The following is an 18,433-nucleotide window of genomic DNA, read 5'->3' on the forward strand; positions in this document are numbered from 1 at the left end:
GATTTGTCGACGGTCGATACGAAAGTGCATATAATTTCCGCCCAAGCCGTAGGGAAGATTCACGCTCTTGTGAAGTGCGTCTCCACCAGCGGCCCAGGTCGGTGTTGGAGCACATTACCGGTATTATTTTGCGCTGTTGCTTACCTTTAACCATAAAAGGACGTGATCATGAAGAAATCCCTCCTCGTAGCATCCCTGTTGGCAGCTGTGGCACTGGCTGCATGCAACAAGAGCAGCGACCAAGCAGCTGCCCCGGCTAGCGATGCAATGGCTGCTTCGGCACCTGCTGCTGCTGCTTCGGATGCAGGCGCTGCTGCTTCGAGCGCTGCTGCTGCGAGCGACGCTGCTGCTTCGGCTACTACCGCTGCTTCGGACGCAACCGCTGCAGCTTCGGACGCTGCTGCTTCGGCTGCTGCTCCGGCTTCGGGCGCAAGCCAGTAAGCTGTCGTACAGGGTTCGCCTCTGGGCGAAAACTACGCGGAAAGATCACTCCGATTTTTCCGCGTGGTAAAGCAAAACGCCACGGATTCACATCCGTGGCGTTTTGCCTTTCTGCGGCCGTTCTTTCTGCGGCTGCTTTTTGTAGCCGTTCCTGTTGCGTTCTTTTGCGGCCGGCTGCCTATTCCACGTCAAATGCGCGGTCGATGTCCAGCAGCCGTGATTCACGGCCGCTCGCCACCCAGAATCAGCTCGCGGACGCCGCGGCGCCCTCCTCAAAGAACTCCCGTACCACATCGATCTCCCGGGTCCGCTTGAAGGGCGGCAGGCTCTGCCATATACGGCGCCCATAGGGTTTGTCGACAAGACGCGTATCGCAGATCATCAGCACACCGCGATCGGTCTCAGCGCGAATCAGACGCCCTGCGCCCTGCTTGAGCGTAATCACCGCCTGCGGCAACTGATGGACCGCAAACGGGCTCAGCCCCTTCTTGGTCAATGCATCGAGCCGGGCCGCCAGTACCGGATCGTCAGGCGGCGCAAACGGCAGCTTGTCGATCACCACGAGCGAGAGCGCATCGCCGCGCACATCCACGCCTTCCCAGAAGCTCTGGCTGCCCACCAGAATCGCGTTGCCATAGCTGCGGAAGCGGTCCAGCAGCTCCGTGCGGCTCGCATCGCCCTGCACCAGCAGCGGATAGTTCCAGCCGCGTGCTTCGATCGTATCGCGCAGCTTCGCGGCAATCCGGTCGACCGCGCGCAAGGTCGTGCAGAGCATGAACACCCCGCCACCCGACGCTTCGATGGCCGGCAACGCGGCCTCAAAGACGGCGTCGGTAAACATTGGCGAGGACGGTTGCGGCAGATTGCGCGGTACGTACAGCAGCCCTTGCGACGGATAGTCGAACGGGCTTGGCAGCGTCATCGAGCGGCGCGCGTTCAGGCCCATCTGCGCCGCATAGTGGGTGAAATCGCCGCGCACCGACAGCGTGGCCGAGGTGAAGATCCACGCCCGCGGCACGCCGGCGCGCTGCTTGGCGAAGATCGGCGCAACCGACAGCGGCGTTTCGTGCAACTGCACGGTATGCGAAAAGACTTCGATCCAGCGCACCTTTTCGTTCGGGTCGGAGGCCTTGGCATCGGCTCCGCCTGCGGCCGCATCGCGCTCCGCTTCGGTGGGCGGCGTGGTCCAGCCCGACAGGATGCCCTGCAACTCGCGCGCGCGGCGCAGACAGGCGCCAATCGATTCGGCGCGCTCCGCCTGGCTCGACAAGGCATCCGCGAGCGCATCCAGCTCCGTTTCGAGCGTTTCGAGCGCAGGAAAGAGCGGATGGTCGTCGGGCAACTGGCCGATCGACAGGCGCACCGAGTCTTCCTTGAAAGCGAGGCGCACGTCGCGCGCCGAGCGTTCGAGCGCCGCACCAAGCTTCACCCAGTCGACCACCTCGCGCGCATGGCCAAGACCCTCGGCCACCGAATCGCGGGCGAGTTCGAGAAACTGTGCAGTCGAGAGCGTCTCGCCGAAAAACAGCGTCGCCGTCTCCGGCAATTGATGCGCTTCGTCGAAGATGATCGTATTGGCGGTGGGCAGCAGTTCGGCCATGCCAGTGTCGCGCAACATGATGTCGGCGAAGAACAGGTGGTGGTTGACCACCACGATGTCGGCCTGCTGCGCCTCACGGCGCGCCTGCATCACAAAGCATTCCTTGTACTGCGGGCACTCCTGGCCGAGGCAATTCTCACGCGTCGAGGTGACCATCGACCACACCGCGGCCGTCTCCGGAACGCTCGCGAGTTCGGCTTTGTCGCCAGTACGCGTGATCTTCGCAAAGCGAATGATGTCCTGCAGATACGAGGTTTCCTGGCGCGACGGCAGTCGGCCATTGTCCGCGGTGCGCTGCAAGTAGTAGTGGCACAGGTAGTTCGCGCGGCCCTTGAGCATCGCCACCGAAACGGGCACCGCGAGAGCGTCGCGCACCGTGGGGATATCGCGCTGGAACAACTGGTCCTGCAAGTGCTTGGTGCCCGTGGAGACGATCACCTTGCCGCCCCATAGCATGGCCGGCACCAGGTACGCATAGGTCTTGCCGGTGCCTGTGCCTGCTTCCACGATCAGCGTGTTCTCGCTGCCGTCGAGACCGCCGGCGGCCTCGCTCATTGCAGCGTCCCCAGACGCGCCCGCCTGCGCCTCGCCTGCGGGCGCCTGCAGGCGCCGGGCCGGCCGCTTCTGCGCCTCGAACATCGCCGGCTCAGGCATCGCACGGCCCGACGCTTCCATCGCAGCGGCAACCGCACGCGCCATCTCGATCTGCGAGGCACGCGAGCGGTAGCCGTCAATCTGGCGCGCCAGCAGGCCATCGGCGGCGAAAATGTCGTCGAGTTCGGTCTTGCGGCGGGGGTTCAGCGCGGCCGCGAGCGCACCCTCAGCGGCGCGTGGCTCGCGCGCGGAAGCTTCGTCATCCGACGAGCTGCGCGAAGAAGAAGAAAGCGGTGAATTCAAGGCAAGCGTTTCCTGCAAAGTCCGGTGCGCGCGTGGCGACCCGGCGCCTGCCAGGTCGCGCGTCTAGGCGCGCGCGTCCGGTTCGAGCTGCAATTGCAGCAAGATGATGGTGTCCTTGACCTTGAGCTTGCGCTTTTTAAGGCGCTGCAATTCAAGGTCGTCGAAGCCGGGCTCATCCGACATTTTGTCGATCAGGCGATCCAGCCCACTGTGTTCCGATTCCAGTTGCAGAATACGGTCCTGAAGTGCGTTCGCGTCGATGACGTGATGGTCGCGCATGCTCGCCTCCTCTCCCTATGCGGCGCAGGCTGCCTCGTGCAGCCCAGACGCCTGAGGTTGCTGTCCGGCTAAAAACGCGTTACGGCTATTGCTGCTGTTGTTGCTGCAGCTTTTGCTGCTCCAGCTGCTGTTGCTGCTGCAACTGCTCCTGCTGTTTCTGCTGCGCCTTCTCGGCCGCCTGCTTCTGGCGCGCCTCGACGTCCTGCCTATGCTGCTCGGCCGTCTGCTGCTTGCGTTCGTAGCTCTGCTGCTTCTCGACGCGCTCCTGCGCCTTTTGCGCCCCCTGCTGACGGGCCTGCTCGAGCTGGGTCTGGAAATTGGCCTGCTTCTGGTCGTACGCCTGCTGGTTCGCGGCCGCCTGCGGCGCGCTGATACCGCGTTGCGCCTGGTCCAGCGCGTGCTGCTGCACCTTCTGCTGATAGGCCTGCTCGTTGGCCGCGCGCTGCGGCGCCTCGGCGGCGCGCTGGGCCTGGTCCAGTTGATGCTGACGCTGCTTCTGTTCGTACGTCTCTACGTTGCTGGCCTCATTCGCTACGCGCTGCGGGGCGTTCGCTTCGTCCTGGGCACGCTGCAACGCCGCCTGCTGGTCGCGCTGCTGCGCGCGCGCCGTACGCTCTTCCGCGTTGAGCGCGAGCTGCTCCTTGCGAATATCGGCCTGCACCACGCGCATCCTGTCGCGCGCCTTGCCGATACAGTAGTTCACGAAAAACTTGCTATAACAGTTATGTTCGTCGACTGCGTAGTTATAGTCGTTCTCCGCGCTGCGGCGGTTCAACACATTCTGGCGCGCATCGAAGCCGTTGTCCGGCGCCTGAGCCCTTCCAGCGTTCGCGCCAGCCGCTCCAGCATCCGACGCGCTCACCGGGCCAACAGCCTTGCCGCCGAGCGTGCTGTCGTCCGGGCGTAGTTCCGTAGCTGAAGCCGCTGAGCCCGCCGAAGCGGCCGACGGCATGGAGGCTGCCAGCTCCGCTCCCGCTGGCTGGTCTTGCGCCAACGCCGGTGCGGACACGGCGAACGAGGTGGCGGCAACGCCGAGCGCAGCGCAAGTGAAAAGCGGCGCGGCAAGCTTGACGGTAAGCGAAGCAAGTGGAAAACGGGAGATCGGCAACGTCGTAGATGGGCAACGGAACATGCCCGAAATTCTATCACCCCGCGGTTGAGCCCTTTGGCATTTATGGCAAAATGCCCCGCTTCAGCAACCCGGTCGCAGCGCGCACGCCTTACGCGTGCGCTCATGCGCGGCCTTAGATTGAGTCCGGCAGGAACACCTAGACCCTATGACGGAAACCGTAGCACTCAAGATCGTACAGCGCATCGCCAGCGAACTCTCCGTCCAGCCGCGCCAGGTCGCGGCGGCGGTGCAACTCCTCGACGAAGGCGCCACCGTTCCGTTTATCGCGCGCTACCGCAAGGAAGTCACCGACAACCTCGACGATACGCAACTGCGTAATCTCGAGGAACGGCTCCTGTATCTGCGCGAACTGGAAGACCGGCGCGCCGCGATCGTCGCTAGCATCGAAGAACAGGGCAAGATGACCGACGAGTTGCGCGTTGCGATCGAAGGCGCGGACAGCAAACAGGTGCTGGAAGACCTCTATCTGCCGTACAAGCCGAAACGCCGCACGCGTGCGCAGATCGCCCGCGAAGCGGGGCTCGAGCCGCTTGCACAGGCGCTGCTGGCCAATCCGCTGCTTGATCCGCAGACCGAAGCCGCGCAATACGTGGACGCCGAAAAGGGCGTGGCCGACGTGAAGGCGGCGTTGGACGGTGCGCGCGACATCCTGTCCGAACAATTCGGCGAAACCGCCGAGCTGCTCGGCAAGCTGCGCGAGTACCTGTTCAACCAGGGCGTGGTGTCGTCGAAAGTGGTGGAAGGCAAGGAAAACGCGGAAGAAGAGAAATTCCGCGATTACTACGACTATTCGGAAACCATCAAGACGGTGCCGTCGCACCGCGCGCTCGCCCTCTTCCGCGGCCGCAACGCCGGCGTGCTAATGGTCAAGCTGGGCCTCGGCGAAGAGCTGGACGCGCAGGTGCCGCATCCGGGCGAGGCGCTGATCGCACGCCACTTCGGCATCGCCAACCAGAACCGCCCGGCCGACAAATGGCTCGCCGATGTATGCCGCTGGTGCTGGCGCGTGAAGGTGCAGCCGCACATCGAAAACGAACTGCTCACCAATCTGCGCGAAGAAGCCGAGCATGAGGCGATCCGCGTGTTTGCGCGCAACCTGAAGGATCTGCTGCTGGCCGCGCCCGCTGGACCGAAGGCCGTGATCGGCCTCGACCCGGGCATGCGTACCGGCGTGAAGGTAGCGGTGGTCGATCGGACCGGCAAGGTACTCACCACGGACGTGATTTATCCGCATGAGCCGCGCCGCGACTGGGACGGCTCGATCGCCAAGCTCGCGCGCATCTGCGCACAGACGCAGGCGGAGCTGATCAGTATCGGCAACGGTACGGCCTCGCGCGAAACCGACAAGCTGGCCAGCGAGCTGATCGCACGCCATCCGGAGTTCAAGCTGCAGAAGATCGTCGTCTCCGAAGCGGGCGCGTCGGTGTATTCGGCCTCGGAACTGGCAGCCAAGGAGTTCCCGGACATGGACGTGTCGCTGCGCGGCGCAGTGTCGATTGCGCGGCGTCTGCAGGACCCGCTCGCCGAACTCGTGAAGATCGAGCCGAAGGCGATCGGCGTCGGCCAGTATCAGCACGACGTGAACCAGCGCGAGCTGGCCCGTTCGCTCGACGCGGTGGTCGAGGACTGCGTGAACGCAGTGGGCGTGGATGCGAATACCGCATCGGTCGCCCTGCTCGCACGCGTCTCCGGGTTGAACGCAACGCTTGCGCGCAATATCGTCGACTTCCGCGATGCCAACGGTCCGTTCCCGTCGCGCGAACATCTGCGCAAGGTGCCGCGTCTGGGCGACAAGACCTTCGAACAGGCCGCCGGCTTCCTGCGCATCAACAACGGCGAGAACCCGCTCGACCGGTCGTCGGTGCACCCGGAAGCGTATCCGGTGGTCGAGCGCATGCTGGCCAGGATCAACAAGCATGTGGGCGAAGTGCTCGGCAATCGTGAGGCGCTGTCGGGCCTGTCGCCGGCTGAGTTCGTCGACGATCGCTTCGGTCTGCCGACCGTGCGCGACATTCTGACCGAACTCGAAAAGCCGGGCCGCGACCCGCGTCCCGAGTTCAAGACCGCTACCTTCCGCGAGGGTGTCGAGAAGATCTCCGACCTGTCGCCGGGCATGGTGCTCGAAGGCGTCGTGACCAACGTGGCGGCCTTCGGCGCGTTTATCGACATCGGCGTGCACCAGGACGGTCTCGTCCACGTGTCGGCCCTGTCGACGAAGTTCATCAAGGACCCGCACGAGGTCGTGAAGGCCGGCCAGATCGTCAAGGTCAAGGTGCTCGAAGTGGACGTGAAGCGTCAGCGTATTTCGCTGACCATGCGCCTCGCCGATGAGTTCGGTGCGACCGGTGCAGCAGGTTCGGCACCGCGCAGCAGCGGCCAGCAGGACCGTGGCGCCGCCCGCTCGGCTGGCAATGGCCGCGGCGCATCGCAGCGCTCGCGTGAGCCGGAACCGGCCGGCGCGATGGCTGCGGCGTTCGCCAAGCTCAAGCGCTAGGACGCGAGGAGCCGGCGGGCGCGCATGCGTTCGCCACCTCGCCGGGCAGCCGGAAGTCGAGCTCAGCGACCCGCACCGCCAACGACGCTCAACAAAAAACCCACGCAATTCACATCTGCGTGGGTTTTTTGTTGGCCGAGGCCCCTTGGTGCCCCGTAGACGGGCACTACCGCCTGAATGCAGCTCAAATCTCGATCTTCGTTCCCAGCTCCACCACACGATTGGCCGGGATGCTGAAGAAATCGGTCGGTTTGGCCGCGTTCTGATGCATCCACGCGAATACCCGCTCGCGCCACACCGACATGCCCGGCAACTGCGTCGGCACCACCGTTTCGCGGGCGAGGAAGAACGATGTATCCATCATCTCGAAGGTCATGTCGTGCGAGCGGCCCACTTCGGCGAGCACCGCCTTCACATCCGGCGTCTCATTGAAGCCATACGCTGCCTTCACGAGGTACAGCCCCCCGCCGATCTCTTTCACGGTGACCCGGTCCGCGTCGTTCACGTATGGAATATCGAGCGTCTTGAAGGTCAGGAAAATGGTGCGCTCGTGCAGCACCTTGTTGTGCTTCAGGTTGTGCAAAAGACTTACCGGCACCAGCACGTCGCTGCCAGTCAGATAAATCGCCGTACCGGACACCCGATGCGGCGGATGCGCAAGCAACCCCTGCAGGAACGGCATCAACGGAATACCGTCGGCCGCCGTGCGCTCCTTGACGATCATCCTGCCCTTGAACCAGGTCATCAGCAGGAAGAACAGTAGCGCGCCGATGCCAAGCGGCAGCCAGCCGCCCTCCTCGACCTTCAGCAGATTGGCGCCAAAGAAGCCCAGATCGACCACCATCAGGCCGCCGATAATCAGCGCGACCAGCAACTTGTTCCACTTCCAGACGTTCACCATCACCACGCAGGCGAGCACAGTGGTGATGACCATGGTGGCCGTCACCGCAATCCCATAGGCAGCCGCGAGATTGTCCGAACTCTTGAAGGCCACCACGATGCACAGGATGATGAACAGCAGCATCCAGTTCACCACCGGCACATAGATCTGTCCGATCGCCAGATCCGAGGTGTGCAGGATCTTCATACGCGGCACGTAGCCGAGCTGGATCGCCTGGCTCGTCAGCGAATACGCGCCGGAAATCACGGCCTGCGAGGCGATCACGGTGGCCACCGTCGACAGCACGACCAGCGGCAGCAGCGCCCAGTCAGGCGCGAGCAGGAAGAAGGGGTTTTCGATGGCCTTCGGGTCGTGCATCAGCAAGGCGCCCTGACCGAAGTAGTTCATCACCAGCGAGGGCATCACGAGGCAATACCAGGCGAGGCGAATCGGCTTGGCGCCGAAGTGGCCCATGTCGGCATACAGCGCTTCGGCGCCGGTCAGCACCAGCACCACCGAACCGAGCACGACATACGCCTGCAGCACGTGCGCCGCCATGAACGAATAGGCGTAGTAGGGATTGAGCGCACGAATCACGGTGGGCGACTGCACGATATGCGCAAGGCCGAGCAGGCCGATCACCACGAACCATAGCACCATGATCGGTCCGAACAGGCGCCCCACCATTGCCGTGCCGTGCCGCTGGATCCAGAACAGCACGATCAGGATCACGATGGTGAGCGGCAGAACCAGATGGGTCAGATTGGGCGCCGCGATCTCCAGCCCTTCGACGGCGGAGATCACCGAGATGGCCGGCGTAATCACCGCATCGCCATAGAACATGCAGGCGCCGAAGATGCCGAGCATCATCAGCAAACCCGCCAGCTTCTTCTTTGGATCGACCGAGCGCAGCGCCAATGCCATCAGCGCCAAGACGCCGCCCTCGCCGTTGTTGTCGGCGCGCATCACGAACAGCACGTACTTGATGCTGACGACGATCACGATCGCCCAGAACAACAGCGAGATCACGCCGAGGATCGATTGTTCGGTGAGCGGGATGCCATGCGCCGGGCTGAACGCCTCTTTCAGCGAATACAGCGGGCTCGTGCCGATATCACCGAACACCACCCCGATCGCAGCCAGTGCGAGGGTGGGCAGAGGCTGTTTGTGCACGTGATGGGTATCTGTCATAAACGCGAGGTATCCGTTCCTGGGCGGAAAAACGAGCGCCATTTTAAACTGACTGTAAGGAATCACCCGGCGTGTTGTGTGCACACCACGTGGGCAGCCCGCGCAGTTTAGCATCGTGCTATGGCCCCGTCAGCCGCTTGTCAGGCGGTGGTCAGGTGTACGGCCAGATTCGTTGTGATCTGCGCCAGACGGGCCGCAACGACCGCCAACACCGGCGTTGCATCGACCATGAACAAACCGCGCGGACGAAAAAAAACGGAGCCCGTAGGCTCCGTTTTTGCGGACGCGCTGCAACGACCCGGACGGGCCGCCACGAATCACTTATCCGAGCGCTCCTGCGCGGTACCGCGCTTGATCCACGCGCCGAGGTTATGCGGGCGCACCGTGTCCCACTCCTCGAACGGCTGATGAATCCACGGATTGGTCGGCAGGAACTGCACGTGGTAGTCAGGCTTGACCTTCGAGCAACCCTTGTACCAGAGCACCGCCGAGCGCACGGCGGTAATCGCCGGATAGCGCTCCTTCAGATGCTGCTGCACCCGTGCCAGCGTCACGCCCGAATCGACCAGGTCGTCGACCAGCAAAACGTTGCCCGACAGCTCGCCGCGCGTCATCGTGATGTACTGCGCAATATCGAGCTCGCCCTGCTCCGTGCCGGCGGCTTCACGGTACGAACTGGTAGCAAGAATCGCCAGCGGCAGATCGTAAATGCGCGAGAGCTGGTCGCCCACGCGCAACCCACCGCGCGCCAGACACAGGATCTTGTCGAACTTCCAGCCCGACTCGTGCACGGACAGCGCCAGCATTTCGATCAGGCGGTGATACTCGTCCCAGCCAACCCACAGGTTCTTGTCGTCATTGCGCGGGTCTTTCATCGCAATCATCGGTACACCCTGCGTCATGAGTTAAACCTTGAACGGGTGGCGAAGCAGAATCGTCTCGTCACGATCCGGACCGGTCGAAACCATGTCGATCGGCACGCCGGCGACTTCCTGCACACGCGTCAGATAGGCGCGTGCATTGGCAGGCAGCTTGTCCCATTCCTTGATGCCGACAGTGCTTTCCTTCCAGCCAGCGAAGGTCTCGTAGACCGGCACGCAACGCGCCACTTCGGTGGCGCCGCGCGGCAGGATATCGCAGTCCTTGCCGTCGACCTTGTAGCCGACGCACAGCTTCACTTCGTCGAGGCCGTCGAGCACGTCGAGTTTGGTCATGCACAGGCCCGAGACGCCGTTGATCTGGATCGAGCGGCGCAGCGCAGCGGCGTCGAGCCAGCCGGTGCGGCGCGGCCTGCCGGTGACCGAGCCGAATTCCTTGCCGACCTTCGCGAGAGTCAGGCCGACTTCTTCCTGGCGATTCGCATTGTCCGCATCGTACAGCTCGCTCGGGAACGGGCCCGAACCGACGCGCGTGCAATACGCCTTGGTGATGCCGAGGATGTAGTTCAGCTTTTGCGGACCGACGCCCGCGCCAGCGGTGGCTGCACCGGCCACGCAGTTGCTTGAGGTGACGTACGGATAGGTACCGTGGTCGATATCGAGCAGCGTGCCTTGTGCGCCTTCGAACAGCAGGTTGTTGCCTGCCGCGTTTTCGTCATACAAACGGCGCGACACGTCGGTCACCATCGGCTTCAGGCGGTCGGCGTAGCTCAGCATCGTGTCGAGCGTTTGCTGGAAGTCGACCGCGTCGACGCCCAGGTACTGGGTCAGCACGAAGTTGTGGTAGTCGAGATTTTCACGCAGGCGTTCGGCGAAGCTTTCCGGCTCGAACAGGTCCTGCACGCGCAAGCCGCGGCGCGCCACCTTGTCTTCATAGGCCGGGCCGATGCCGCGACCGGTGGTGCCGATCTTGGCCGCGCCACGGCGCTTTTCGCGGCCCTGGTCGATGGCGATGTGATACGGCAGGATCAGGGTGGTGGCTTCGGAAATGAAGAGGCGATTCTGAACATCGACCCCGGCGGCTTCGAGTTCGCCAATTTCCTTGAACAGCGCTTCCGGCGACAACACGACGCCATTGCCGATGTAGCACGCGACGCCGGGATGCATGATGCCCGACGGAATCAGACGCAAGATGGTTTTCTTGCCGCCGATGATAAGCGTGTGACCGGCATTGTGACCGCCCTGGAAGCGAACGACGCCTTGAGCGTGGTCCGTCAGCCAGTCGACGATCTTGCCCTTGCCTTCATCACCCCATTGGGTTCCCACGACGACGACGTTGCGTCCGGGGTTCACATTCACAGCGCTGGCAGACATGTTGTTTCGTATGCTGGTTAAAAACGTATTCTACCTATGTTCGCGGAAGCTTCCGAATTTTTCCGTTTCCGCTCAACGGTATGGACGTTATTTTGGGTATAGCGAAATGATGCGGCTGGTCGCCGCACCCATCCTTTTGCAAAGCTCTTGCAATCGTTCTTGGAATGTTCTTACCGCTCAGGCGCGCGCCTCAACCACCCACGCGCCGTTGCGCTCGACCAACACGCGGTCGCAGGCAAACTCGTCGAGCGCATGGTCGTGACCCGGCAGCGCCTGGATCACCACTTCGCCGGCGTCGCGCAACGCGGCCACGCTGGCGCGCAGGGCGTCGTCGTGCTGCCACGGCGCGAGAATCGCGCTGCTGCGCGCTTCGACCGGCGAAATCCGCGCCACCTCGCGCAGGTCCAGCGAAAAGCCGGTCGCCGCACGCGCACGGCCATACGCCTGCCCCACGTGGTCGTAACGGCCGCCGCGGGCCACCGCATTCGGCACGCCATCCACATAGGCCGAGAACATCACGCCGCTGTGGTACGCGTAGCCGCGCAGGTCGGCCAGATCGATCATCACTTCCGCACCGTCCACCTGGCTTGCGAGGAACGCCAGATCGTCGAGCGCGCGGGCGATTTCCGGCGTAGCGGGCAGACGCTTGCGCGCCTCGTCCAGCACCGAGGCATCGCCATACAGCGACGGCAGCGCACGCAGCGCATCCCGGGTCACCGGCGTGAGATTCGCGGTGAGCTCGGCCAGACGCGGCACGTCTTTGCCAGCCAGCGCTTCATACAGCGACTCGCCGAGCGCCGCCGCAGCGGGTTCCGCGTCGATCAACGCCGCCAGCACGCCCGCGTGGCACAGGTCCAGACGCACCTTGGCGAGACCAGCCAGACGCAGCGCATCGAGCATCAGTTGCTGGATCTCGAGGTCGGCTTCAAGACCGGCGTGACCGTAAATTTCTGCGCCAATCTGGATCTGCTCGCGGGTCGCGTGCAGGCCGCGCGGGCGCGTGTGCAGCACGTTGCCGGCGTAGCACAGGCGCGTCACACCTTGACGGTTCAGCAAGTGCGCGTCGATGCGCGCCACCTGCGGTGTCATGTCGGCGCGCAGGCCGAGCGTGCGGCCCGACAACTGGTCGACCAGCTTGAAGGTGCGCAGATTGAGGTCGTGGCCCCCGCCCGTCAGCAGCGACTCGAGGTACTCGAGCAGCGGCGGCATGACCATTTCGTAGCCATAGGCGCGAAAACGGTCCAGCAGATGACGCCGCAATTCTTCGATCTTGCGGGCTTCCGACGGCAGCACGTCGGCAATATTCTCGGGAAGTAACCAGGTCGACATCGATACAGTCCTACGACGGTGAACACGGCGCCTCGCCGCGCCGGTAAATGAGAGTGAAGCTGTGGGCGCCCTGCGTCAGACCGGGCCGCTCGCGCCGTCAGGTCGCGAGAAACAGCAGCACTAGCCCGAGCACCATCACGATCAGCCCGCCAATGCGGATCTGATGCGGCGGACGCTCCGCTATTTTACGAAACGTATCGCGCCAGGCGCTCGGAAAAACGAACGGGAACATTCCCTCGATGATCAGCATCAGTGCGATCGCGAGCAACAACGAGCCGGCTATATCCATGCGAGTGAGGGTGCCGCGATACGTATGCCGCGGCGCTCCGGTAATCAGTGTTTGCGCGGTGCCGCGGCGGCGTCCGGCGACATCTCACCGGTCGGACTACGCATGAAGCGGAAAAACTCGCTGCTCGAATCGACCACAATCACGTCGTTCGGCTTGAAGGTGTTCCGGTAAGCCAGCATGCTCTGGTAGAACTGGTAGAACTGCGGATCGCGTCCATAGGCGTCGGCGGCGATCGATGCAGCCTTGCCGTCGCCCTCGCCCTTGATGGTCTGCGCCTGCATATAGGCGTCCGCGAGCAGCGCCTGCTGCTGGTTGGCCGCATCCGCCTTGATCTGGTCGGCTTCGGCCACGCCCTTGGCGCGCTCTTCAGCAGCCGCCTGCTCACGCGCGGCGGTCATGCGCTTGTACACGGAGTCGGCCATCGCGGCCGGAAAATCGACGCGCGCGAGTTGAATGTCGATCACCTCGACACCGAGCGAGGCAGCCGCCGCGGCCATCGCGCCGCGCGCTTCGTCTGCGATCGCCTGCTGTTTAGCCAACGCGTCCGGCAGCGTCACCTTGGCGAACGCGTCGCCAAGCGCACTGCGCGAAAGCAAGGCGAGCCGGTCCGGCAGCGTCTGTTCGTCGCCCTTGGTCTGCGCGAACAGCTTGAGCGGATCGGTCACTCGGTACTTGATCAGCGGATCGACCAGCAGGTCGGTTTTGTCAGACGTGACGTAGCGGTCTTCATCCGGCGTGTCGAGCGTCTGGATCCGGTTGTCGACCAGCATCACGGTTTGCAAAGGCGGCGGCAGCTTGGCGTGCAGGCCGGGGCCGAGCAGCGTGGGGGCTGAGTCGCCGCGCGCGGACAGCACCGCCATATGACGCTGATCGACCACGAACACCGTCGACGACGCAGCAAACAGCAGCAGCACGATGATTACGACGAGCGCAATGATCCGATTCATGTTCGCGCTCCTCATTGAATGTCGTCTTCGCGGCCGCGGCTGCGGAACGAATCGCGCGAACGCAGCGAATCGCTGGCTGCATCGGCGTCGCTGGCCGGGCCGGAGGCCTGGGCCGCTTGGGCGGCCGGTGCGGCAGAGGCCGGCACAGGCGTGGCGGAACCGCTCGCGGCTTGTGCGCCCGGCGCCGGGCTGAGTACAGCGGAACCCGCCGCCGCGCCCGAAGCTGCGCTCGCTGCGGCCGCCTCGGCCGCGCGCTGACGGGTGGCGTCGATCAGCTTGTCGAGCGGCAGATACAAGACGTTGTTACCCGCCTTGCTGTCGACAAATACCTTCGTCGTATTCGAGTAGATATGCTGCATGGTGTCCAGGTACATGCGCTCGCGGATCACCGCCGGCGCTTTGGAGTACTGCTCGTAGACCTGCTTGAAGCGCGCAGCATCGCCCTGCGCCTGCGCCACCACCTGGTCGCTATAGGTCTTGGCTTCGTCGACGAGACGCGCCGCATCGGCCTGCGCATGCGGCAGCAGGTCGTTCGCATACGCTTGCGCGTCCGCCTTGGCGCGTTCGCGGTCCTGATGCGCCTTGGTTGCGTCGTCGAATGCGCCCTGCACCTGTTCCGGCGCCTGCACACCCTGGATCGTCACACCCGTCACAACGAGGCCCGTCTGCGATTCGTCCAGGGAATGCTGGATCGCATCGGTGAGCTGCTGACGGATTGCTTCGCGATCCTGAAAGAGGATGTCTTCGGTGCTGCGCGCGCCGACGATGCTGCGCACCGCCGCCTGGCCCGCCTGGGTCACACTCTGGTCGGGGTCGACGCTGCGAAACAGATAGTCGGTGGCGCTGCGCACCTGGTACTGCACGGCAAAGCGCACGTTGACGATGTCCGCGTCGTGCGTGAGCATCGACGCATCCTTGACGTTGGCGAGGCGCACCACATTGTTGCGGCCGATTTCCACCGTACGCACGTCGCCAATGTTGACGAGCTCATGCGCTTCGAACGGATACGGCAGGCGCCAGTGCACGCCTTGGGTCGCGGTATAGCGATACTTGCCGAACTGCGTGACGACCCCGGCCTCGCCGTCCTGCACGACGAACACGCCGCTGCCGAGGTAGATGGCGACCAGCACGCCGATCACGATACCCACGCCAATGCGTGCGCCGCGCCCGTTGTCCGGACGGCCAATACCGCCGCCCGTGCCCTTGCGGCCGAATACGCTGCTCAAACGGCGATTGAAATCGCGCCACATCTCGTCGAGATCCGGCGGTCCGTCGCCGTCCTTGCCGTTCTGAGGACGTTTGGGTTCATTCGGCCGTTGCCGGTCGCCATTGCCGTCACCCCGGCCCCAGCGCGGATCGTTCATCGAAAGAATGGCGCGCAGGCGCAGCCAGATACTCCGCTCGTTGTAATCGTTCACCTGTGTTCGTTCACCAGAGTAGACAGCGGGTCAGTGCAATTTGGAACGGGTCAGTGCCCGAGTTCTGGGACCTTGCGATCGTCGCGTGGTTCGGCAAGCCGGCGGTCTTCCTCCGGCGCTACACGCTGCGCGTCGTCAAGAGAGTCGGCAGCCGCGATTTCGGCAATAGCAGCGCGCAGTGTGTCCAGCCCCTGCCCGGTGCGCGCGCTCAAAAAGACGCGCGAAATATTACCATACTCATCCCGCTCAACCGCCTCGCCGCGGGCCGCCAGCTCTGGCACCGCATCGATCTTGTTGAACACCAGCACCTGGCGGATCGTGTCGGCGCCGATTTCGTGCAGCACCTCGTTGACCTGATCGATCTGGTCGAGGCGCACGGCGCTCGAGGCATCCACCACGTGCAGCAGCAAGTCGGCGTGAATGGTTTCTTCGAGGGTGGCCCGGAATGCGGCCACCAGTTGGTGAGGCAATTCGCGGATAAAACCGACCGTATCTGACACCACCACCTGCCCCACCTCGTCGCCCAGGTAGACGCGCCGCGAGGTCGTATCGAGCGTCGCGAACAATTGGTCCGCGGCATACGCCTGGGCCTTGGTCAACGCGTTGAAGAGCGTCGATTTGCCGGCGTTGGTATAGCCGACCAGCGACACCGACATGGTGCGGTTGCGCTCGCGCGCGCGCCGCTGCGTGCCGTGCTGGCGACGCAGTTTTTCGAGCCGGGTCTTGAGCGCCTTGATGCGCTCGCCGATCAGCCGGCGGTCGGTTTCGAGCTGGGTTTCGCCTGGGCCGCGCAGGCCGATACCGCCTTTTTGCCGTTCCAGGTGGGTCCAGGCGCGGATCAGCCGCGTGGACAGGTACTGCAGTTGAGCGAGCTCGACCTGCAGCTTGCCTTCGTGGCTGCGGGCGCGCTGCGCAAAAATATCGAGGATCAGACTCGTGCGATCGATCACGCGCCTGTTAAGCGCTTGCTCCAGATTGCGCTGCTGAGCGGGCGCCAGAGCATGATTGAAGATGACGAGTTCAATGTCGTTCGCCTCGCACGCAAGACGCAGTTCTTCGGCCTTGCCGCTGCCGACAAACATCTTGGCATCGGGGCTGGACCGGCGTCCGGTGAGGGTAACGATGGGATTCGCGCCCGCGCTTTGTGCGAGCAGGCTGAGTTCTTCGAGACTGGCTTCGAAATCGATCTTACCGAAGTCGATACCGACAAGCGCTGCGTTGGTCAAATTGGAGGGTATCAAAGTGAAGCGGCCGGGAGAGATCGCCAACGGGCGACACTGCGCCGGCCGCGACGAGAGGTTAGGACTGTTCGGAATCCGGGTGGAAATTCACCGGACGGGCAGGCACGACAGTGGAAATGGCGTGCTTGTAGACCATCTGGGTGACCGTATTCCGGAGCAACACGACGTACTGGTCGAACGATTCGATGTTCCCTTGAAGCTTGATGCCGTTGACCAGGTAGATCGACACCGGCACATGCTCTTTACGCAGTGCGTTCAAAAACGGGTCTTGTAACAATTGCCCTTTGTTGCTCATAGCAAACTCCGTATTTTTTTGCAGGTTGACTAAATTGACGACGAAGAAAAAGAAATCCGCCGTCAACCGCTACACTATAGCCGATTTTCGTTTTTGCGCGAGTGGCCTGGCCATCCGGCCAAACCCAACACACACGCGGGTTTCAGCCTTTGTCCGCGTAAGGGTTCGTCGACGATCTGAACTCTATGCGCAATGGAGTCCCGGTCAGCCCGAAAGTTTCCCTGAAGCGGTTTTCGAGGTAGCGTTTATACGTTTCCGTAATCGCGTCGAGCGCGTTGCCGTGGATCACGATGATCGGCGGGTTCTGGCCTCCCTGGTGCGCATAGCGCAGCTTCGGGCGCACCGGACCGCGCCGGCGCGGCTGCTGGAATTCCACTGCTTCGATCAGCGCGCGCGTGAGTTTCGGCGTCGGCAGCTTCGACATCGCCGCTGCATACGCATCGTCGACCGAGCGCATCAATGCGCCAATCCCGGTCTTTTCCGCCGCTGAAATAAAGTGAAACTTGGCGAAGTCGAGAAATTTTAGTTTGCGCTCGAGATCGGCTTTGGTGCGTTCGCGCACATGCGAGTCGAGACCATCCCATTTGTTTACGCCAACCACTAGCGCGCGACCCTGCTCCACCACGAAGCCGGCAATGTGCGCGTCCTGATCGGAGATGTCCTGACGGGCGTCGAGCAGCAGGATCACGACGTTCGCATCCGAGATGGATTGCAGCGTCTTCACCACCGAGAACTTCTCGATCGCTTCGAACACCTTGCCGCGGCGGCGCAGGCCGGCCGTGTCGATCAGCGTGTAGGGCTTGCCCTGACGCTCGAAGTCGACGTAGATCGAATCGCGTGTGGTGCCCGGCATGTCGAACGCAATCACGCGCTCCTCGCCGACCAGCGCGTTGATCAGCGTCGACTTGCCGACGTTCGGACGGCCCACGATGGCGATCTTGGTGCCGCGCGCGGCCTTCTCTTCGTCGCTCTCTTCCGGCTGACCCGCATAGGCGACTTCCAGCGCCTCGTTGATCATCTCGGTCACGCCGTCGCCGTGCGCCGCCGAAATGGCGCGCGGGTCGCCCAGACCCAGCTCGTAGAAGTCCGCGGCCACCGCGCTGTACTTCATCCCCTCGGCCTTGTTGACGACGAGGAAAATCGGCCGGCCGGTCTTGCGCAGATAGTCGGCAATCGACTTGTCCTGCGGCGCGAGACCGTTACGGCCGTCGACGATGAATACGACGATGTCCGATTCCTCGACCGCCTGGCGGGTCTGGCGCGCCATTTCATGGAGGATGCCGTCCTTCGCGACCGGCTCGAAGCCGCCGGTATCGACGACCAGGTACGGGCGCTCGCCGGTGCGGCCTTCGCCATAGTGACGATCGCGCGTCAGGCCCGGGAGGTCGGCAACGAGCGCATCACGCGAGCGCGTGAGGCGGTTGAATAGCGTGGATTTCCCCACATTGGGGCGCCCCACAAGGGCAATTACGGGTTTCATCAGATGTTGTTCACGGTGAAACGCGAGGCCGAGATCGACCACCCCGCGCACGACGCCATGCGGCCGCGTCGCGGCTGCGTTTGACGCAAATTATCACGAATTCGGCCGGCCCCGGATGCGCAGCAAATATGCCCATCCAGGCGGACGTTGGGTTGGCTGTATGGGCGGCGCCAGTGCACCGCCGGGTTCCATAGCGCGGACAGCTCCGCTCCAGCACTTGCGGCCAGCCGATGCAGCCGCAGTTTTTCTTTCTACTTGCTCTGTACTT

General features: G+C 63.4%; 15 protein-coding genes. 2 read left to right on the forward strand and 13 right to left on the reverse strand.

Features of this window, described 5'->3' with window-relative positions; translation table 11 throughout:
* Nucleotides 1-168: 168 nt before the first annotated feature.
* A complete protein-coding gene (locus BLQ92_RS15980; RefSeq protein WP_090685508.1) occupies nucleotides 169-441 on the forward strand; it encodes a hypothetical protein in 273 nt (90 codons plus the stop codon).
* Nucleotides 442-685: 244 nt separating this feature from the next.
* Here the strand turns inward: BLQ92_RS15980 and yoaA are convergent, their stop codons facing one another.
* From yoaA to BLQ92_RS15995, 3 genes are all read right to left on the reverse strand, one after another.
* Nucleotides 686-2,938 (reverse strand): DNA repair helicase YoaA, encoded by a 2,253-nt coding sequence (yoaA, locus tag BLQ92_RS15985; RefSeq protein WP_090685662.1) that lies wholly within the window; start codon nucleotides 2,936-2,938, stop codon nucleotides 686-688.
* Between the two features lie 63 nt (nucleotides 2,939-3,001).
* The gene (locus BLQ92_RS15990; protein WP_090685509.1) at nucleotides 3,002-3,217 is read right to left on the reverse strand and encodes a DUF465 domain-containing protein; all 216 of its coding nucleotides are present in this window, start codon (nucleotides 3,215-3,217) and stop codon (nucleotides 3,002-3,004) included.
* An 85-nt stretch (nucleotides 3,218-3,302) separates the two neighbouring features.
* Nucleotides 3,303-4,349, reverse strand: a complete 1,047-nt coding sequence (locus tag BLQ92_RS15995) for a hypothetical protein (RefSeq protein ID WP_143016599.1) — start codon at nucleotides 4,347-4,349, stop codon at nucleotides 3,303-3,305.
* Nucleotides 4,350-4,494: 145 nt separating this feature from the next.
* Here BLQ92_RS15995 and BLQ92_RS16000 point away from each other — a divergent pair, with 145 nt between their 5' ends.
* Nucleotides 4,495-6,843 (forward strand): Tex family protein, encoded by a 2,349-nt coding sequence (locus BLQ92_RS16000; protein ID WP_090685510.1) that lies wholly within the window; start codon nucleotides 4,495-4,497, stop codon nucleotides 6,841-6,843.
* 184 nt (nucleotides 6,844-7,027) lie between these two features.
* Here BLQ92_RS16000 and BLQ92_RS16005 read toward each other — a convergent pair whose 3' ends face one another.
* From BLQ92_RS16005 to der, 10 genes are all read right to left on the reverse strand, one after another.
* Nucleotides 7,028-8,914: a potassium transporter Kup gene (locus tag BLQ92_RS16005; protein ID WP_090685511.1), complete on the reverse strand. Its 1,887-nt coding sequence runs from the start codon at nucleotides 8,912-8,914 to the stop codon at nucleotides 7,028-7,030.
* A gap of 317 nt (nucleotides 8,915-9,231) precedes the next feature.
* Complete coding sequence (locus BLQ92_RS16010; RefSeq protein WP_090685512.1) at nucleotides 9,232-9,816, reverse strand: phosphoribosyltransferase; 585 nt, start codon at nucleotides 9,814-9,816, stop codon at nucleotides 9,232-9,234.
* 3 nt (nucleotides 9,817-9,819) lie between these two features.
* Complete coding sequence (locus BLQ92_RS16015; protein WP_090685513.1) at nucleotides 9,820-11,166, reverse strand: adenylosuccinate synthase; 1,347 nt, start codon at nucleotides 11,164-11,166, stop codon at nucleotides 9,820-9,822.
* 177 nt (nucleotides 11,167-11,343) lie between these two features.
* Nucleotides 11,344-12,495 carry an ATP phosphoribosyltransferase regulatory subunit gene (locus BLQ92_RS16020; protein ID WP_090685514.1) on the reverse strand — a complete coding sequence of 384 codons (1,152 nt, stop codon included), beginning with the start codon at nucleotides 12,493-12,495 and terminating at the stop codon, nucleotides 11,344-11,346.
* A 97-nt stretch (nucleotides 12,496-12,592) separates the two neighbouring features.
* The gene (locus tag BLQ92_RS16025; protein ID WP_090685515.1) at nucleotides 12,593-12,784 is read right to left on the reverse strand and encodes a DUF2065 domain-containing protein; all 192 of its coding nucleotides are present in this window, start codon (nucleotides 12,782-12,784) and stop codon (nucleotides 12,593-12,595) included.
* Between the two features lie 44 nt (nucleotides 12,785-12,828).
* Nucleotides 12,829-13,731, reverse strand: coding sequence for a protease modulator HflC (gene hflC / locus BLQ92_RS16030; RefSeq protein ID WP_090685516.1), 903 nt, complete (start codon nucleotides 13,729-13,731; stop codon nucleotides 12,829-12,831).
* Between the two features lie 11 nt (nucleotides 13,732-13,742).
* Nucleotides 13,743-15,149, reverse strand: coding sequence for an FtsH protease activity modulator HflK (gene hflK, locus BLQ92_RS16035; RefSeq protein ID WP_090685517.1), 1,407 nt, complete (start codon nucleotides 15,147-15,149; stop codon nucleotides 13,743-13,745).
* Nucleotides 15,150-15,199: 50 nt separating this feature from the next.
* Nucleotides 15,200-16,417, reverse strand: coding sequence for a GTPase HflX (gene hflX, locus BLQ92_RS16040; RefSeq protein ID WP_090685518.1), 1,218 nt, complete (start codon nucleotides 16,415-16,417; stop codon nucleotides 15,200-15,202).
* A 31-nt stretch (nucleotides 16,418-16,448) separates the two neighbouring features.
* A complete protein-coding gene (hfq, locus tag BLQ92_RS16045) occupies nucleotides 16,449-16,685 on the reverse strand; it encodes an RNA chaperone Hfq (protein ID WP_006051315.1) in 237 nt (78 codons plus the stop codon).
* A 142-nt stretch (nucleotides 16,686-16,827) separates the two neighbouring features.
* Nucleotides 16,828-18,165: a ribosome biogenesis GTPase Der gene (der, locus tag BLQ92_RS16050; protein WP_090685664.1), complete on the reverse strand. Its 1,338-nt coding sequence runs from the start codon at nucleotides 18,163-18,165 to the stop codon at nucleotides 16,828-16,830.
* Nucleotides 18,166-18,433: the final 268 nt, after the last annotated feature.

Origin of the sequence: Paraburkholderia phenazinium (assembly GCF_900100735.1) — a bacterium.
Lineage (GTDB): Bacteria > Pseudomonadota > Gammaproteobacteria > Burkholderiales > Burkholderiaceae > Paraburkholderia > Paraburkholderia phenazinia.

Bases quoted from the DNA above. Each gene is read 5' to 3' on its own strand.
- BLQ92_RS15980 (WP_090685508.1), top strand. From the start codon at position 169: ATGAAGAAATCCCTCCTCGTAGCATCCCTGTTGGCAGCTGTGGCACTG.
- BLQ92_RS15990 (WP_090685509.1), bottom strand. From the start codon at position 3,217: ATGCGCGACCATCACGTCATCGACGCGAACGCACTTCAGGACCGTATT.
- BLQ92_RS15995 (WP_143016599.1), bottom strand. From the start codon at position 4,349: ATGTTCCGTTGCCCATCTACGACGTTGCCGATCTCCCGTTTTCCACTT.
- BLQ92_RS16000 (WP_090685510.1), top strand. From the start codon at position 4,495: ATGACGGAAACCGTAGCACTCAAGATCGTACAGCGCATCGCCAGCGAA.
- BLQ92_RS16005 (WP_090685511.1), bottom strand. From the start codon at position 8,914: ATGACAGATACCCATCACGTGCACAAACAGCCTCTGCCCACCCTCGCA.
- BLQ92_RS16010 (WP_090685512.1), bottom strand. From the start codon at position 9,816: ATGACGCAGGGTGTACCGATGATTGCGATGAAAGACCCGCGCAATGAC.
- BLQ92_RS16015 (WP_090685513.1), bottom strand. From the start codon at position 11,166: ATGTCTGCCAGCGCTGTGAATGTGAACCCCGGACGCAACGTCGTCGTC.
- BLQ92_RS16020 (WP_090685514.1), bottom strand. From the start codon at position 12,495: ATGTCGACCTGGTTACTTCCCGAGAATATTGCCGACGTGCTGCCGTCG.
- BLQ92_RS16025 (WP_090685515.1), bottom strand. From the start codon at position 12,784: ATGGATATAGCCGGCTCGTTGTTGCTCGCGATCGCACTGATGCTGATC.
- hflC (WP_090685516.1), bottom strand. From the start codon at position 13,731: ATGAATCGGATCATTGCGCTCGTCGTAATCATCGTGCTGCTGCTGTTT.
- hfq (WP_006051315.1), bottom strand. From the start codon at position 16,685: ATGAGCAACAAAGGGCAATTGTTACAAGACCCGTTTTTGAACGCACTG.
- der (WP_090685664.1), bottom strand. From the start codon at position 18,165: ATGAAACCCGTAATTGCCCTTGTGGGGCGCCCCAATGTGGGGAAATCC.